The sequence below is a fragment of the Asticcacaulis excentricus CB 48 genome (assembly GCF_000175215.2).
GTDB lineage: Bacteria > Pseudomonadota > Alphaproteobacteria > Caulobacterales > Caulobacteraceae > Asticcacaulis > Asticcacaulis excentricus.
Genome location: NC_014816.1, coordinates 1,312,944 through 1,330,183, shown reverse-complemented (window position 1 = coordinate 1,330,183; position 17,240 = coordinate 1,312,944). Strand labels below are relative to the sequence as shown.

At 58.0% G+C, this 17,240-nt stretch carries 16 protein-coding genes; 8 read left to right on the top strand and 8 right to left on the bottom strand.

The window, feature by feature from the left end:
- Window positions 1-220: 220 nt before the first annotated feature.
- The 3 genes from clpA to ASTEX_RS06240 form a co-directional block, all read right to left on the bottom strand.
- Window positions 221-2,530 carry an ATP-dependent Clp protease ATP-binding subunit ClpA gene (gene clpA, locus ASTEX_RS06250; RefSeq protein WP_013478766.1) on the bottom strand — a complete coding sequence of 770 codons (2,310 nt, stop codon included), beginning with the start codon at window positions 2,528-2,530 and terminating at the stop codon, window positions 221-223.
- A 161-nt stretch (window positions 2,531-2,691) separates the two neighbouring features.
- Window positions 2,692-3,009: an ATP-dependent Clp protease adapter ClpS gene (gene clpS / locus ASTEX_RS20990; protein ID WP_041659021.1), complete on the bottom strand. Its 318-nt coding sequence runs from the start codon at window positions 3,007-3,009 to the stop codon at window positions 2,692-2,694.
- Window positions 3,010-3,328: 319 nt separating this feature from the next.
- Window positions 3,329-4,111, bottom strand: coding sequence for a hypothetical protein (locus tag ASTEX_RS06240; protein WP_013478764.1), 783 nt, complete (start codon window positions 4,109-4,111; stop codon window positions 3,329-3,331).
- A gap of 202 nt (window positions 4,112-4,313) precedes the next feature.
- On the opposite strand from ASTEX_RS06240, the gene ASTEX_RS06235 reads away from it, so the two are divergent.
- Window positions 4,314-4,925, top strand: coding sequence for an LOG family protein (locus ASTEX_RS06235; protein WP_013478763.1), 612 nt, complete (start codon window positions 4,314-4,316; stop codon window positions 4,923-4,925).
- 53 nt (window positions 4,926-4,978) lie between these two features.
- Window positions 4,979-5,182, top strand: coding sequence for a hypothetical protein (locus ASTEX_RS06230; protein WP_013478762.1), 204 nt, complete (start codon window positions 4,979-4,981; stop codon window positions 5,180-5,182).
- Window positions 5,183-5,268: 86 nt separating this feature from the next.
- Here the strand turns inward: ASTEX_RS06230 and ASTEX_RS19250 are convergent, their stop codons facing one another.
- The 3 genes from ASTEX_RS19250 to ASTEX_RS06215 form a co-directional block, all read right to left on the bottom strand.
- Window positions 5,269-5,790, bottom strand: coding sequence for a porin family protein (locus ASTEX_RS19250; RefSeq protein ID WP_013478761.1), 522 nt, complete (start codon window positions 5,788-5,790; stop codon window positions 5,269-5,271).
- Window positions 5,791-6,204: 414 nt separating this feature from the next.
- Entirely contained in the window at window positions 6,205-6,636 is a 432-nt protein-coding gene (gene dksA, locus ASTEX_RS06220; protein ID WP_013478760.1) for an RNA polymerase-binding protein DksA, read from the bottom strand.
- 246 nt (window positions 6,637-6,882) lie between these two features.
- Complete coding sequence (locus tag ASTEX_RS06215) at window positions 6,883-7,305, bottom strand: flagellar assembly protein FliX (RefSeq protein ID WP_245532483.1); 423 nt, start codon at window positions 7,303-7,305, stop codon at window positions 6,883-6,885.
- 250 nt (window positions 7,306-7,555) lie between these two features.
- On the opposite strand from ASTEX_RS06215, the gene ASTEX_RS06210 reads away from it, so the two are divergent.
- From ASTEX_RS06210 to ASTEX_RS06185, 6 genes are all read left to right on the top strand, one after another.
- On the top strand, window positions 7,556-8,668 hold the full coding sequence (locus ASTEX_RS06210; RefSeq protein ID WP_013478758.1) for a flagellar basal body P-ring protein FlgI: 1,113 nt from the start codon (window positions 7,556-7,558) through the stop codon (window positions 8,666-8,668).
- Between the two features lie 13 nt (window positions 8,669-8,681).
- Window positions 8,682-8,978, top strand: a complete 297-nt coding sequence (locus tag ASTEX_RS06205) for a rod-binding protein (RefSeq protein ID WP_245532482.1) — start codon at window positions 8,682-8,684, stop codon at window positions 8,976-8,978.
- Window positions 8,975-9,415 carry a hypothetical protein gene (locus tag ASTEX_RS06200; RefSeq protein WP_013478756.1) on the top strand — a complete coding sequence of 147 codons (441 nt, stop codon included), beginning with the start codon at window positions 8,975-8,977 and terminating at the stop codon, window positions 9,413-9,415. The genes ASTEX_RS06205 and ASTEX_RS06200 overlap by 4 nt, the downstream gene beginning before the upstream one ends.
- 92 nt (window positions 9,416-9,507) lie before the next feature.
- Window positions 9,508-10,710, top strand: coding sequence for a pilus assembly protein TadG-related protein (locus ASTEX_RS06195; protein WP_144004623.1), 1,203 nt, complete (start codon window positions 9,508-9,510; stop codon window positions 10,708-10,710).
- An 859-nt stretch (window positions 10,711-11,569) separates the two neighbouring features.
- A complete protein-coding gene (gene uvrA, locus ASTEX_RS06190; protein WP_041659016.1) occupies window positions 11,570-14,449 on the top strand; it encodes an excinuclease ABC subunit UvrA in 2,880 nt (959 codons plus the stop codon).
- Window positions 14,450-14,620: 171 nt separating this feature from the next.
- Window positions 14,621-15,475, top strand: coding sequence for a carbonic anhydrase (locus ASTEX_RS06185; protein ID WP_013478753.1), 855 nt, complete (start codon window positions 14,621-14,623; stop codon window positions 15,473-15,475).
- Here the strand turns inward: ASTEX_RS06185 and ASTEX_RS06180 are convergent, their stop codons facing one another.
- The gene (locus ASTEX_RS06180; RefSeq protein WP_013478752.1) at window positions 15,476-16,375 is read right to left on the bottom strand and encodes a hypothetical protein; all 900 of its coding nucleotides are present in this window, start codon (window positions 16,373-16,375) and stop codon (window positions 15,476-15,478) included.
- A gap of 26 nt (window positions 16,376-16,401) precedes the next feature.
- A complete protein-coding gene (locus ASTEX_RS06175; RefSeq protein ID WP_041658561.1) occupies window positions 16,402-17,205 on the bottom strand; it encodes a hypothetical protein in 804 nt (267 codons plus the stop codon).
- Window positions 17,206-17,240 lie beyond the last annotated feature (35 nt).

Below are 17,240 nucleotides of genomic sequence, written 5' to 3'. Positions count from 1 at the left end.
TCCGTGCCGCCGTGCGTAAATCGACCCTTTGTAACCCATCCAGCAATCCATCGCCCAGACCACTTAAGAAATCCGGGAAGGTGCCGCGAGGATGTAGGCGATGATCAAGACGATCATCAGGGCGGACAGTGCGGACTTACGCGTTATAACTGATCAAACATTCCCCCGAATATACATAAGAGATGTGGGGTCATGGACCCCACACCCCCCATTTACGGGCTTAGTCCACCGCCTCGGCGCGCGAGGCATTCTTGTCCTTGGCGGGCGTAATATCGAAGGCGATCTTACCCTCGGCGAGCTTGACCAGAATATGCCCGCCACGCACCAGCTTGCCGAACAGGATCTCGTCTGCCAGCGGCTTCTTGATGTTCTCCTGAATGACCCGCGCCAGCGGACGCGCGCCATACAGTTCATCATAACCATTTTCGGCCAGCCACTTTTCGGCATCCGGCGACAGCTCGATCGTAATATTGCGGTCGGCCAGTTGCATTTCGAGCTGAAGGATGAACTTCTGCACGACCTGCCCGATGACCTCCGGCTTGAGCTGACGGAAGGTGACGATGGCATCCAGACGGTTGCGGAATTCCGGCGTGAACAAGCGCTTGATGGCCACTTCGTCCTCACCCGAGACCTTTTCGCGTCCGAAACCAATCGAATTCTTCTGGTTGTCTGAAGCGCCCGCATTGGTGGTCATGATCAGCACCACATTGCGGAAATCGACCTTCTTGCCTACTGCATCGGTCAGCGTACCATTATCCATCACCTGAAGCAGGATGTTGTAGATGTCCGGGTGCGCCTTCTCGATTTCGTCGAGCAAGACGATGGCGTGCGGCGTCTGATCCACAGCATCGGTTAGAAGGCCACCTTGATCATGGCCGACATAGCCCGGGGGCGCACCGATCAGGCGCGATACAGTATGGCGTTCCATATATTCTGACATGTCGAAGCGCAACAGCTCGATTCCAAGCGTTTGCGACAACTGCTTGGCCACCTCGGTCTTGCCCACACCGGTCGGACCGGAGAAGAGATAAGAGCCAATGGGCTTATTGGCATCGCGCAGACCCGCGCGGGCCAGCTTCATCGCTGCCGAAAGCTGTTCGATAGCCTCATCCTGACCGAATACCACCCGTTGCAGGTCGTTCGTCAGGTCGCGCAGTGCCTCAGTATCGGTCTTGGATACCGACTTCGACGGGATGCGGGCGATCTTGGCGATCACCGTTTCGATCTCCTTCGGGCCAATAACCTTCTTACGCTTGCCTTCGGGCAGGATCACCTGCAAGGCCCCGGCTTCGTCGATCACGTCGATCGCCTTATCCGGCAGCTTGCGGTCGGTGATATAGCGCGCCGACAGCTCGACCGCCGTTTTGATGGCGGCATCGGTGTATTTCAGATTGTGGAAGGTCTCATAGTAAGGCTTGAGGCCCTTCAAAATCTTCACCGTGTCATCTAGCGACGGCTCGGTAACGTCTATCTTCTGGAAGCGACGGACCAAGGCCCGATCCTTTTCGAAGTGCTGACGGTATTCCTTATAGGTGGTCGAACCCATGCAGCGCAGGGCCCCCGACGCCAGCGCTGGCTTCAGCAGGTTGGAGGCATCCATCGCCCCTCCCGACGTTGCTCCGGCACCGATAACGGTGTGGATTTCGTCGATGAACAGGATAGCATTGGGATGCGCCTCAAGTTCCTTGACCACCTGCTTGACGCGTTCTTCGAAGTCGCCGCGATAACGGGTGCCGGCCAGCAGTGTGCCCATGTCGAGCGAATAGATGGTCGCTCCGGACAGCACCTCCGGCACTTCGCCTTCAACGATCTTTTTGGCCAGACCTTCGGCGATAGCCGTTTTACCGACGCCCGGGTCACCGACCAGCAGCGGGTTATTCTTGGTGCGGCGGCACAGGATCTGAATGGCGCGCTCAACTTCGGCCGAACGTCCGATCAGCGGATCGACCTTGCCGTGACGCGATTTCTCATTCAGGTCAACGCAATAGGCCGCCAAGGCATCCGTTGATGCTGCCTTGCCCGACTTTTCCTCAGAAGAGGGCGAGCCGTCTTCGGAAGATCCGCGTACCGTGCGCGGTTCAGACGCTCCTGGCTTCTTGGCGATGCCGTGGGCGATATAGTTGACCGCATCGTAGCGCGTCATCTCCTGCTCCTGCAAGAAGAAGGCGGCGTGGGACTCGCGCTCAGAAAAAATGGCCACCAGCACATTGGCACCAGTCACTTCGTCACGGCCCGATGACTGCACATGGATCACCGCGCGCTGAATGACGCGCTGAAAGCCGGCGGTCGGCTTGGCTTCTTCGGAATGGGGAACGACCAGAGATTTGAGGTCGGTTTCGATGTAGGCCGTCAATGCGGTCCTGAGCTTGGTCAGATCCACATTACAAGCCGTCATGACGCCTGCGGCATCGGCGTCATCGACGAGGGCCAACAGAAGGTGCTCCAGGGTCGCGTACTCATGGTGATGGGTGTTCGCATGACCCACCGCGCGATGCAGGGTTTCTTCGAGAGCGCTTGAAAACGATGGCATGTCGGCCTCTCCTTGGAGCAAAAAAGCGGGTACAGTTTAGTCTTACGTCTCCTCGATGAACGGGGGCTGAAAGTCGGGTTCAAGCGATCCTCAGTCCTTCTCCATCGTATATTGGAGAGGGTGTTGGTGTCGGCATTCTGGATAGAGTGTCGGCATCAGATTCAGTCTTTCTCCATGGTGCACTGGAGAGGGTGCTGATGCCGCCGGGCCATGTCCACCACCTGGGCGACCTTGGTTTCCGCGACTTCATAGGTGTAGACCCCGCAAACGCCGACGCCCGTCTGATGGACGTGCAGCATGATGCGGGTGGCGTCCTCGCGGGACTTGTTGAAGAATCGCTCCAGCACGTACACGACGAACTCCATAGGGGTATAGTCGTCGTTGAGAATTAACACGCGATAAAGAGAGGGTTTCGCCGCCTTGGGCTTGGCGTCGATGACGGCAAACGGCGCATTGGCCGGTTTGTCTACATCTGTCACCGGGGCCTTCGGCGCGCGCGCCGCCTCAACCGGCGAAACTGCCGATAGTGGCGGACGCAGCAGGGAGGGACCAAACGTCAAACCTGTCCTCTTAACTGGGCGATGGGCAGGCGAACCACCCTTCGTCTTTTGAGACTCACACGAAGCAGAAAACGTTACGGAGAGAATGCTCCAACAGTTTTCGCCTGACTTCAAGATAGTGCAAACTTTAATCCTGTTAAGAGGCCGCAACGCACATATTTGCGTTATTCGCATCACAGTTTGCGCAACTGCGTTACAAATATGTCGTTAATGACGCGGAGCAAAACAGCCAAGCGGCTCAGAACACAACTGTCGTCTGAAGGCCGCCGCCGCTGATGGCCCAGTCCACATACCACGCCGCCCCCATCAAGGAGGCCCCTTCGGCCGAAGGTTGTCGCAGGCTGACCTGCCGCGTTTCAAAACGGTCGCGGGCGCGTATCCCGATAGTGACCGTGCCATTACTTAGGCCGCCCCGAACCGGTAAGGCCGCCGTGTAGACGCCGTTTTCGCCTGAGCGCACCTCAAGTGCAGGCTGGCCGTCGATTTCGACATCGACCATCACACCGGGATCAGTGCGACCAGATACCGCCATGGCGCCGCCCGCATCGTAATCGACAACAGCCACAAGGCCGGCCTGCGGCCACAAAGGCAGGGCCGAAGCACCGGGACGCAATAGCACAGAACGCGGTGGGGCACCGATATCCGACGCGGGCGGCACAAACAGACGCCCTTCGGCGCGCATCAAACGCCCCTCGGTCTCGAAGGCGAGATCGTAAAAGCTGCCCCCCGACATCTGGGGCAGGCTGGCCTGAAAGCGTCCGTCGCTGCCCGCTGTGACGCCATAGGCCTGCCCGGCCGGAGTGGTCAATCGCACGCGCGCTTCGGGCAGGGCCGCGCCCGTGACCAGCAATTCACCGGCGGCGGTTACCGCTACCGAAGTCACTTCGGGCGATTTCACATAGCCGCGATTGGTCGCCACATAGTCGGCGACCTCGACCTTTTCCGGGGCCTTGTCGCCGCAGCCAGACACCAGCACGACCGAAGCAGCGCAAATCACCACATTGCTTAGCTTGAACCCCATCGCAAGGCCGATACCTTTCAGCAGGCTAAACGCAGCCTGACAATCTCATGCACAGAACACGTCTGCAATCGTTGAAAAGCGTTGCGCACTCAAGGCAAAGCCCTCTAATTTACGACGACATTCATTTGTTTACTCGATTGACCATATCGTTTGTCACCGGCCGCAATCAAGCCCGCCTGCGCCATTGTTACGAGGATTACCGATGCCCGACTCCGCCTCCCCCGCTTCGCCGCGACCTATCCTGTCGGTGTGCATCTATTGCGGCTCGTCGGACGCTGTCGATCAGCGCTACAAGGACGAGGCACGGGCACTTGGGCAGGTTCTTGCTCAACATCAGTTGCGCCTTGTCTATGGCGGTGGCGGCGTGGGCCTGATGGGCGAAGCGGCGCGTGGGGCGTCTCAGGCCGGCGGCAAGGTCTTGGGCATAATGCCACAATTCCTGCGCACAAAGGAACGCCTGCTCGATGAGGTCGAAACCATCGTCGTGCAGTCGATGCACGAGCGCAAGATGATGATGTTCGAAGAGGCCGATGCCTTTGTCGTCCTGCCCGGCGGAGTCGGGACGCTTGAGGAAGTAATTGAGCTTCTGTCGTGGCAGCGGCTCGATCTGCACAAGAAGCCGATAATCTTCCTCAATTCGGGTGGCTTCTGGCAGCCCTTCTTCGATCTGGTCGATTTCACCGTCAGCAAAGGTTTCACTCCGGAGGCTTTCCGAAACACTTATAAGAGCGTGGATAAGGTCGAAGAGGTGTTAGGGGCCATCGACGAACTGGCTTCACACGATGAGGAAATCGACACGCGCCGCGTCCTGTAACCAGATCGCTTCTTTAGGCGTGCGAGGACAATCTTAGGGCAAAGGAGACGCCCATGTCTGATCTGCCCTCGCGCCATGAACCGCCGAAAAAGAATGGCTTGACCGATTACGGCCCCAAGACCACTGCCGCCAGCGACCGTCCTTACGGCTTTAACGAGATACCACCTCCCCCCGCAACGGAGGAAACGCCGCCAGATGCGCATACCGACATCGACAGCGAGGCGGACCTCAATGATCCCATGGTTCGGCGAGAGTAAGGCCAGCTATCGCCCAGACGCCTGACAAAAAAACGCCGCCTCCCGCAAGGAAGACGGCGCGATAGGCGCGTTAACGCAGTTAAAGGTTAGAAACGGCGGACGTAAGACACCTGGAAGGCCTTAACGTCGGCATCATCGAAGTCGTACTTTGTGAGATCGGCGCGCAAACCGTTCAGGCCACCGTTCGGGAAGTAGCGAACACCAACGCCATAGGCGACCGAGGAATCATCCAGCGAAGCCGAGATATTGTTGTTGAGCTTCACCTTGATCTGACCCTTCACGGCACCCACGCGGCCGATCAGGTCCACATTTTCAGACACCGGCAGCGAGCCTACAACATAGGCACCCAGCGTGTAGTCGACCTTGGCCTTGATGCCGTCGATCTTCTTGTCCTGCACGCCGAAAGCGGCTTCGGCTTCCACGGCGACGTGACGGTTGAAGGCATAGCCCGCCGTAGCGTTCAGGACGCCAAAATTTTCATATTCGACGCGGACAACAGAGGCGCCACCCTGAACATAGACCTTCGAGGCGGCTTCGGCGGCCTGAGCCGAAGCAGCCGCCGAACCCAGGGCGGCAACAATAGCGAGAGTAGAAACCGTTTTAGACATAAGCGTTCTCATTTAATATATTACCGCAATACGGGCGCAATTCCAGTGTGGATCCGGAAAAAGTCGCATTGCAAACAATCGCTTGATACCAAACCTAACCGGCGTGCATCAGTGAGAGCGCGGAGATAAGGATGCGACCGCAGTCGGCAATGAGCAGTCCTAAAAAAGAGAGGGATAAAGGTCGGTGTCACAAATTTGCAACATTACTATCCCCAGGCGAATGCCGTTCGCCGACAAAAAGCCCGCGCACGTCTCCATTCGGGCTTTTAGGTGTCAAAATAAGGGCTTGATTCAGGCGCCAAGAACCACGTCTTTACGGTCCGGGGCGCCTTCCACCGATGGCGGAATAATTTCTACGGAATCATTACGCTTTAAATGAAAAAGGGCACCGTCACCGGCGCCCTTTCAATCTTCTCAATCATCGCGATGAACGCGCTCAGAGCGTTCGTGACGTTCCTGCGCTTCGATAGACAGCGTCGCAGTCGGGCGCGCTTCAAGCCGTCCCAGACCGATCGGTTCACCGGTTTCTTCGCAGAAGCCGTAGGAACCATCGTCGATACGGGCAATGGCTTCGTCGATCTTAGAGATCAGCTTGCGCTGACGGTCGCGGGTCCGCAACTCCAGCGCACGGTCGGCTTCTGAAGAGGCCCGGTCCACCAGATCGGGATGATTTTCCGTTTCTTTCTGCATGACCGAAACGGTTTCCTTCGAACCGGCCAAGATTTCAGTCTTCCACGAGATCAGTTTTTTTCGGAAATATGCGAGCTGACGCTCATTCATGTATTCTTCGTCGTCCTTGGGACGATAGGCATCGGTATCGGATTTGGAAAGCTCGACAGCGCTCATCTTTGCACCACACCCCATGACATTGTTTGACGGCACCCTTGGTTTAGCCCCGAATTGAGACGTTACCTGCCGCTACGCCCCTCCCTGCAAGAACAGGGCCCCATATGGACGTGACGGCGCGGGTCCGATGGCGCGGCTTATACCCGTGGAATCAGTCGTGAACAATCACGTTTTCTTTACCCTGACAGCGTTTCGATGGTGCAGCGCAAACGCCTTCATCACGCAGGCTTCGCGTTACAGGGGAATTTACATCAGCCGGCGCTTGGCCAGTTCGACATAGGCGCGGGTTTCGATTTCGTTGAGCACGCTTTGCAGCCCCTGATCCTCGACCTCTTCGCGCTGAAGTTCGATCATCTTTTGCAACGATAAAAGTGCGCCATCGTCGATAGTGCCGCCCAACAGGGTCAGTTTCAACTCTTCCAGGGCTTCGAGAATATCCTGAGAGCGCTTGATCTGACGGCGACGTCGGCCCTGAAGCACATCATCTTCGGCCTGCAAGGCCAGCAGCGCATCAATCCCGCCCAGAGACAGGGCCTGTGACACCGAGGCCGCAGACGCGCTTGACTTCGTTTCGGATGATCCGTTCAGCGAAAAGCCACCAGACGCACGGCGCGGCGCATTGCTCCCGCCCACAGTGGCCGGTCCAGCCGGTCCGTTGATCTTGATCATGCTTGCCCCATTCAGCGGTGATATGGTCATGTCGGGGCCGTTCTGGCGATAAAGACGCGAAACCCTCTTCTAAGGGTGTACAGACGGTGAGTATTTGCCTGCCCGTGGTTTCCAAGCCCTTAACGGCCCGGCAGATTTTTCCCCCGCCGCACGGAACCAAGCCCAGAGTGCTGATTTTTATAATCTTTTTATCTGGCACGCATTTCGCAGTCGTTCAAACATAGTTAATGCCCTTTGTGTGGACATGCGTATGCGCCTCCTGATCGCCGCCCTTACTACCTTTTTGTCGCTTTGTGCGCCGGTTTTCGGATTTGCCGAAGCCTCGGCCGCTTCGCGGATCAAGGATATTGTTGATATTGAAGGCGTGCGTAAGAACCAACTGGTGGGCTACGGCCTTGTTGTCGGTCTGAACGGTACGGGCGACACGGTCCGCAACGCCCCCATGCTGAAACAGACCATGGAAAGCATGATGGGGCGACTGGACGTCAATATCCGTGACGCGTCGCTCAATACCAAAAATGCCGCCGTCGTCATGGTCACCGCCGAACTGCCGCCCTTTGCAGCCCCCGGTGCGCGCATCGACGTCACGGTCTCGGCCATGGGCGACGCCAAGAGCCTGCTGGGCGGCACCCTTCTGGTGACGCCGCTTCTGGGGGCAGACGGCGAAGCCTATGCGGCGGCGCAAGGCTCGATCCAGACCGGATCGGTATCCGCCGGTGGAGCTTCAGGCTCCTCTGTCACTAAGGGCGTGCCAACCGCCGGGCGCATCGCGTCGGGCGGCATTATCGAACGCGAAACCGGCTTTGACTTCAACGCCATGCCAATCGTGCGCCTGACGCTTAAGAACCCTGATTTCACGACGGCCAAGCGCATCGCAGATACAGTCAACAAGGCATATCCCGGTACGGCCTTTGCCGACAACCCGACCGTGGTGTCGGTGCGCAACCGGCCCGAAATGAATATGATGAGCTTCATTACGGCCATTGAACAGATGGCGGTTACCGTCGATACCCCGGCCAAGGTGGTGATCGATGAGGTCAATGGTGTCATCGTCATCGGTGAAAATGTCCGCGTGTCGCGCGTCGCCATTGCGCAAGGCAATCTGACCATCCGTGTTGATGAGCGCCCGTTCGTGAGCCAACCAGCTCCCTTCTCGCAAGGCCAGACGACAGCCGTGCCAGACAGTTCGGTCAGTGTTGAGGAAGAAAAAGGCAAACGCTTGTTTGAGCTTCAGGAAACGACCTCACTAACGGACCTGGTCAATGGTTTGAACGCTCTGGGTGTCAGCCCGCGCGATATGATCTCCATTCTGCAAACCATCAAGGCTTCCGGGGCCTTACAAGCCGACATCGAGGTTATGTAATCCGATGAGCGCTATGGACACCAATCTCTCTACCACTTTGGACTTCAAACCCCTGTCCGTGTCTGCGACCAAGGCGCGCGATCCGAAGGCCGTCGGCACGGACTTCGAAAACATGGTCATTTCGCAACTGCTAAAGCCCATGTTTGAAGGCCTGACCACAGACGGCATGTTCGGGGGCGGCGAAGGTGAAGAGGCTTTTCGTTCCGTCTATCTCGACGCCCTGGCCGGTCAGGTGGTAAAATCCGGCGGGGTCGGTATTTCCGCTCAGGTTCAGAAACAACTGCTTGCCCTACAGGAGGCGCACTCATGAGCATTTCCGCCCGCGACGCCGATGACTATGCCGCGCAGCTTCTGGTTCTCACCGAGCGCCTGACCGAACGCCTGACCGATGAAACCGAGGCGCTCGAGGCGCACCGTCCACTCGATATCCGCGAGTCGGTCGAAGAAACGCGCAGCCTGTCGGCTCTTTATCGTCAGGAAAGCGCCCGCCTCAAGGCCGATCCGTCGCGCCTTACAGGAGTGAGCTCTGCACACAAGCAAAGCCTGCGCAAGGCAACCGAAGCCTTTGTGGCCATATCGGAGCGCCATGCCCGTGCCGTCGAGGCCGCCAAGACGATCTCCGAAGGCCTGATGAAGGCCATAGCCGACTCATTGAACGAAACGCGCAAACCCAGCCTGACCTACGGCCCGGGTGCCTCTATCAGGGATCGTGCACCTCAGTCACTGAACTACGGCTTGAAGGCGTAAAATTCAGAAACCGGTGTCATTTCTTCGTTGTAGCTTAAGCATGTGTTCACAAGGATACGCTACCAATGGTGGCGACTGTCGGGAAACGAACCATGTCTGCACGCCTTGTCACGCGCCTTCGTCACTATGTTTCGCATAAAAACGGCAACACAACGCTAGCCTTTGCCCTGTCCTTGGTGGCCGTTGCGGGAGCTGTTGGCGGCGCTGTCGATATGCACGCGGCCTATTCCGTGAGAGCGCAATTACAAGACGCCATGGACGCCTCTGTGCTCGGCGGGCTTCGTCAGGAACAGGTGCAACGCAGTGACGTAGCGACGCGCATATTCAAATCGAACCTGCCCGCCTCGATGAGCGTAACCCCCAAATACGTCACGGACGAGACCACGCTGACAGGCACTGCCGTATATGACAGCCCTACAGTCCTGCTGGGTCTGCTGGGTATTTCCAGCTTAAAGATCAACGTCACCGCCACAGCCATCGGCAAGGCCAGCAGCCAGGGCCCCTGTATTCAGGTGCTTGATCCGTCGGGCAGTCAAGCGCTGTTGGTCAATTCCGGCGCCAAAATAACCGCGCCCAACTGCGAAATTCAGGTGCGCTCCAAAGGCAATCCGGCTGCCATCTTCAATTCGGGCTCCAGCCTGAACTTCAAGAAGGTGTGCATCGAAGGCAGTACTGTCATTCGTAACTCGACCACGGTTGATCGCCTGAGCCTATCGTGCCCCACCGTTGCCGATCAGTGGGCTGCGCTTATCCCGACCGTGGCCAGTACGCCGTGCACGGTGTCGAATGGCAACTATAACACCAGCAACGTCAGCCTCACCCCGGGTGTCTATTGCGGCTGGTTCAACTTCAACAATTCGTCGGCTACGGTCAGCTTTGCTCCCGGCCTGTACGTCATCCGCAGCGGCGGCTGGAACGTCAATGGCGGGACGTGGACGGGCAAGGGCGTGACCTTCTATTTCGAAGACACCTCGAAAATCCAGTTCAACTCCGGCATTTCCGCCGACCTGACCGCGCCCGACACGGGCACATACAAAAATCTGCTGTTCTTTGAGAAGCCGGGTCTGAGCAATACCGACTTTATCTTCAACAACGCCGTAGCCAACCATATGGACGGCGTGATCTGGCTTCCCAGCCGCAACGTCACTTTTAATGCGCAATCAAAAATGAGCAGCGACAAGCTGTCGATGGTGATGAACCGGCTGATCCTGAACAATACAACCTGGAACCTTGAACCCATTACCGCCTCTTCCGGTAGCGGTGGGGCTCTGACCAACATACGCCTATTGAAATAACGGAATGATTCCTGATAGATCCTTCGGCTCAGGCCGCCATTGAGGCGGCGGATTACTCCTGCGGAGTGTGTCTTTGCGGGTCTTCGCGACTGCGATTTACCCTTTGCCAGTATTCGGTGTTGCCCTGTTTGCTTTGTAGCGACGCTGGAATGCATTGTCGGTGATCTGCTCGTCCCAATAGGGCTGATCTCCGGGTTTGATCGAAAGGTGGCGGTTTTTCCCCTCGCCGCGCGCCGGACAGTCTGGCGGCAAGATGCTGCCCTCCACCAAGGCTCGGCGACAGGCCTGTACGTGTCGCAAAGTAGCTCCCAAGGCCTCACTCGACACCGCATCAGCCGCTTCGGGCGGCGGCTCTCCCCTGACCGTAGTCCGTAGCGCGACCTCTAGGGACACGGCCTTCGAGGTTTCCTGACGATTAGGTGTCTTTCGCTTCCGGAACACCGGCCTTTCGGGCCCAGGCCCCTTACGCTTGAGCACAGGGAGCGCAAAGCCTATCTCGGAAATTACGGGGTCCTAGGCCTTGGTTTGCTCGCGCCGTGACACCAGGAACAACAGAGCCAGCACCAAATGCGCCGCGACGACGATCAGCGCCGCTAGCCCCACGTGCCGCCATTGAATGATGTGATGAGCGATACATTCAGACCTTTACGAGGCGGGCCACGGTCGCAGTTTTTACAAAAGCGTTCGCAAAACGTTCTTGCGCCCCCTCCGCAAATCAGGCAGTGAACCCGCAAACCTCTGCTGACACTTTTTCGACGCCGCCATTATACCTATATGGTGGAATTGCCTCCCCGGATGGATATGCGTAATGGCCGATAGCGGACACGACAAGGATATGCTGATGAGCAGCTCAAACCTGATGCAGGGCTTCATCAAGGTGCGCGGCGCGCGCGAGCATAATCTCAAGGGCGTAGATGTTGATATCCCGCGCGGCAAACTCGTGGTGCTGACCGGCCTGTCGGGATCGGGCAAGTCGTCACTTGCCTTCGACACGATCTATGCAGAGGGGCAGCGGCGGTACGTCGAGTCGCTGTCGGCCTATGCCCGGCAATTCCTCGAGCTAATGTCCAAGCCCGATGTGGATTTGATCGAGGGCCTATCGCCGGCTATTTCCATCGAGCAGAAAACGACGTCCAAAAATCCCCGTTCGACCGTCGGCACGGTGACGGAAATCCACGACTATATGCGCCTTCTTTGGGCGCGCACCGGCGTCCCCTATTCCCCCGCCACTGGCCTGCCCATTGAGAGCCAGACCATTTCGCAGATGGTCGATAAGATCATGGCCTTGCCCGAAGGGACGCGTCTGCTGCTGCTGGCCCCTTTCGTGCGCGGGCGCAAAGGCGAGTACAAGAAAGAAATCGCCGATCTTCAGCGTCAGGGCTTTCAGCGTCTGAAAATCAATGGCCAATATTACGCCATCGAAGACGCCCCTAAGCTCGACAAGAAGTACAAGCACGATATTGACGTCGTGGTGGACCGCGTGGTGGTCAAAAGCGGCCTGATGCAGCGTCTGGCTGACAGTCTGGAAACGGCGCTTCGGCTGGCCGACGGTCTTGCCATTGCCGAATATGCCGATATCGCCGAAGGAGAAACGGAGCCGAAGCGCCTGATTTTCTCGGAAAAATTCGCCTGCCCGGTCTCCGGCTTTACCATTGCCGAGATCGAACCGCGCCTGTTCTCGTTCAACAATCCATTCGGGGCCTGCCCGACCTGCGATGGGCTTGGAGTCAAACTGACTTTCGACCGCTCGTTGATTGTGCCCGATGAGTCGTTGAGCCTCAAGGATGGAGCCATTGCGCCGTGGGCGAAGGGCCCCTCGCCCCTTTACGCGCAGACGCTTGAGGCCTTGTCCGGCCATTACGACTTCAAAATGGACACCAAATGGCGCGCTTTGACGCCGGAAGCGCAGGACGTCATACTGCTGGGATCTGGCTCGGAAAAGATCAAGTTCGTCTATCAAGACGGCTCGCGCCGCTACGACGTGACCAAGCCGTTTGAAGGCGTCATCCCCAACATGGAACGCCGCTACCGCGAAACCGACTCGTCGTGGGTGCGCGAAGACCTCAGCCGCTATCAGGCCGAAACCCCGTGCGAGGCCTGCGGCGGAAAGCGTCTCAAACCCGAAGCCTTGGCCGTCAAGGTCAATGCGAAAGACATCGCAGAAATCTCCGGTCTGTCGATCAAGAAGGCGCACGACTGGTTCGCCGACCTGCAAAACCATCTGAGCGAAAAACAGATGGATATTGCGCGGCGCGTCCTGAAAGAAATCCTTGACCGCCTAAACTTCCTCAATGCGGTGGGGCTCGACTATCTCAACCTGTCGCGCAATTCCGGCACCTTGTCCGGCGGCGAAAGCCAACGCATCCGTCTGGCGTCACAGATCGGTTCCGGCCTGACCGGCGTGCTCTATGTGCTGGATGAACCCTCCATCGGCCTGCATCAGCGCGACAATGACCGTCTGCTCGACAGCCTAAAAGGGCTGCGCGATCTGGGCAATTCGGTGTTGGTGGTCGAACACGACGAAGACGCCATCCTCACCGCCGACTATGTGATCGACATGGGCCCCGCCGCTGGTGTGCACGGCGGGCAGGTGGTGGCCGAAGGCACGCCCGAAGATATCAAGTCGAATCCCAACTCGCTGACTGGGCAATACCTTACGGGGAAGCGGGAAATTCCCCTCTTTTTCTCTAAGGATACAGACAATGAGCGCCGTCCCATCAACAAGAAAAAGATGCTCAAGGTTATCGGGGCGCGCGGCAACAATCTGAAAAACGTCACCGGAGAAATCCCGGTAGGAGTGATGACCTGCATCACCGGTGTATCTGGCGGGGGCAAATCGACCTTTACGCTCGAAACCCTACACAAGGCGGCGGCGCGGCGGCTGAACAACGCTTCGGCCAATCCTGCCGCTCATGATAAGATTGAGGGGCTTGAGTTTTTCGACAAGGTGGTAGAGATCGACCAGTCGCCTATCGGCCGTACACCTCGCTCCAACCCCGCCACTTATACCGGGGCCTTCGGGCCGATCCGCGACTGGTACGCCGGCCTTCCGGAATCTAAGGCGCGCGGCTATGGGCCGGGCCGCTTCTCCTTCAACGTCAAGGGTGGGCGCTGCGAAGCCTGTCAGGGCGACGGCGTCATCAAAATCGAGATGCACTTCCTGCCGGACGTCTATGTCACATGCGACGTTTGCAAGGGTAAGCGCTATAATCGCGAGACTCTGGAGATCGTTTTCAAGGGCCATTCCATCGCCGATGTGCTGGACATGACGGTCGAGGAAGGCGCCGAAGCCTTCAAGGCAGTGCCTTCCATCCGCGACAAGCTGGAGACGCTAAAGCGCGTCGGGCTGGGCTATATCAAGATCGGCCAGCAGGCGACCACCCTGTCGGGCGGCGAGGCGCAGCGCGTAAAGTTGTCGAAAGAGCTGTCGAAGCGCGCCACGGGCAAGACCTTGTATATTCTCGATGAGCCAACCACGGGCCTGCACTTCGAAGATACACGAAAGCTGCTGGAGGTGCTTCACGAATTGACCGACCACGGCAACACCACCATTGTGATCGAACACAATCTGGACGTCATCAAAACGGCTGACTGGTTGCTCGACTTTGGCCCGGAAGGCGGCGACGGTGGCGGTGAGATCGTGGCCTATGGCAGCCCGGAAAAGGTGGCAGACAATCCGAAGTCGTGGACCGGCAAATACCTGAAAGACATTCTAGCCCGGCATACGGCGCGGAAATGACACTGCATTAGCCGAGAAAGTCCCAAAAAGTATAGCCAGTCACCCCGGCTTGCTCTTCAGAGCTTTTGTGCTTTTCGTAGCAAATCGGCTTCACATCCGCTGAAAGTGAACACTGCGTTAACCCTGTTGCGGCATTGAATCGAACATCGTCACTCTCGATTCGAGTTCCCCATGCGCCGCTCTGTTTTGCTTTTTACGGTTGCTGCCTTCGCCCTGATGAGCGTGGGCTTGTCTGCTTGCAGCAAATCTAAGGCGGAGCACGGCGATCCTCATGCCGAAGCCACGGGCGATCATGGGGGCGGGGACCACGGCGGTGATGGTCACGGTGCAGCCAAAGGCGACGTCACTCACTGGAGCTATGAAGGGGATGACGGCCCGGCGCACTGGGGCGATCTGAGCACTGAGAACAAGGCCTGCAAGACCGGCCCCCGTCAGTCACCTATCAATCTCAGCGGCGTGGCGGCCCCCAAATCGGTGAATCTGACGCTCGACTATACCTCGTCCCCGGCCAAGATCCAGAACCTGGGGCACGCCATTCAGGTCTCCCCCACCGATGGCGGCGGCGTAGTGATGGACGGCGTGCGCTATAAGCTGGTGCAGTTCCACTTCCACACCCCGTCCGAACACACCATCGACGGTCACCGCGCGGCCATCGAAACCCACTTTGTTCATAAGAATGACAAGGGCGACCTTCTGGTCATCGGTGTCCTATCGGATGTCGGCGTGGCTGATCCGATGCTGGCCCCCATCTGGACGTGGTTGCCGACGGATCCGGGCCCGGCGGCCCTGATACCCGACCTACTGGTAAATGCGCGCGATTTGATGCCCGCAACTGAAGAATTCTATGCCTATTCCGGTTCGCTCACCACACCGCCATGCACGGAAAAAGTCACCTGGCTGGTCTATGCCTCGCCGCTATCGATTTCACCGGAACAGGTAGACGCCTATCAGCGACTGACCGGGCCGAATGCCCGCCCCATTCAGCAGCCACAAGGCCGCGACATCTTGCACCTTGTCGGAAGTTGATCAGGTGTTCGGCGTATTTTTCAACGTTTGGTAAGCCGCGGCGACCGCTCCAATCATGATCGCCGTGGTAAGGGGCGCAATCACCCCATTGACCGCCAAATAAACCCCCGTCAACGGTTCCATGAGATTGGCCAGCTGCGAAACGTCTGGTTGTGGCACGTCTTCGACCGAGGCGACATCACGCCCCGTAACCAGCACCGCCAGCGCCATATAGACGGTCTGCGCCAGCATACTAACCACAAGCGCCATCAGAAATGCTACGGCAAAGCCGCCCAGCAGGGACCAGAAACGTCCCTGTGTCAGTTTCAAGGAACCCGTCAGATTGAAATGGCCCTCATCGAAGCTCTGCACGCTGACCATAGACAGCCGCACCATAAGCCAGATGTTGAAAATCATGGCAGCAATGGCCGTCAGCACACCAACCACCGGAGCGACTGCTTGAGACACCGCACCGACGAGAAGCGATAGTAGGCCACCCAGTATGGCCAGAACGACCGTAATTAGAAGCGTCACGACGATAATGACCACAGCCAAGACAAAGGATAGCGCCATCTGACGCACCTCATCAGCCCCCAGACGCAGAAAGCCGAACTGGGGCGAATGTCCGCCAAGCACAGCCCGATAGACAGCGCAGGTGATAATCGCCGAAAATACAAGGGTGACCATCAGAGCTAGAACATAGGCCGGTCCCAGACGCACGAGCAGCTCAGCTGCCTTTTCCGGCTCGTTCGGCACCTGCCCCTGAATCAGAGCGTTCCATTCCGGCCCGGCCACCGACATCAAAAGCGCCGTCGAAAGGATTAACGCCACCAGCAGAACCGCGCCCCACCACGCAATTAGGATGGGCCGCTCACGGATGATACGGAAGCCTTCAAAGGCAAAATCAACGGACGAGGCCATGCACGGAACCGGGGAAAGAGAACGACCTATCCCTTAGCGCGAAGTGCGCTGATTTGCCTATAGGCGGAAGCCAAAAAAGAGATGCTGAGCGGCATGAAGACGCCGACGCCAAGAGCCAGATTGATCACACCCCCTAGTGGCAGGCCGGCAACGACCACAATTGGCGGCATCAGGCTGCTGAGGACGATAAACGGTAACAGGATATAGCCGTAACCGAGGCCCAGCTTGACGGTCTGACCCGACGATAGGCTAAGGGCATTGAGCGACACCAGCCGATGTTCGGCCACCGTAGCGGCGCGGTGTAGCCACAGCTTTACGGTCAGGATGCTAAGCGTCAGAAGAACGGCGATGATCGCAATGCCGACCACGACCCCTTGCGGTTGGGCGCCTTCGATTAGGGTGCGCAGCAAAGCCTGCGGCGTGCGAAAGCTATCTTCGGGCAAGCCCGCCGCCCCCATAAACAGAGCCAGCACCACGGCGCCCGCGATAAACACGATCGACCAGAACAGCAAAACCAGCGCGCTCGCCCCCAGCAAGCGACGTTCGGCCCGGCCGAACTGCAAGCCGCCAAAACCCAGACCTTCGGCCGCGGCAAAACGCTCTCCAAACAGCGCGACGCGGTATAGAGCCCCCGCTGCCGCTGTATGCGCAATCACACCGACCACAATAAGGCCACGCCGCAGCCACACATCAAGGTGCGGTAGATGCCCCAGCAGCAGGATAACAAATAGAACACCCAGAACCGGGCCTGCCTTACGCCACAAAAGCGGCAGGCTCTGCCCGGCCATCTTCAGCGCACCGATCAGATGAAAGGCCGTGCCGAAACTCATCGTCGAAATCCCCAAAAGCCCGATAACCCGCAGCG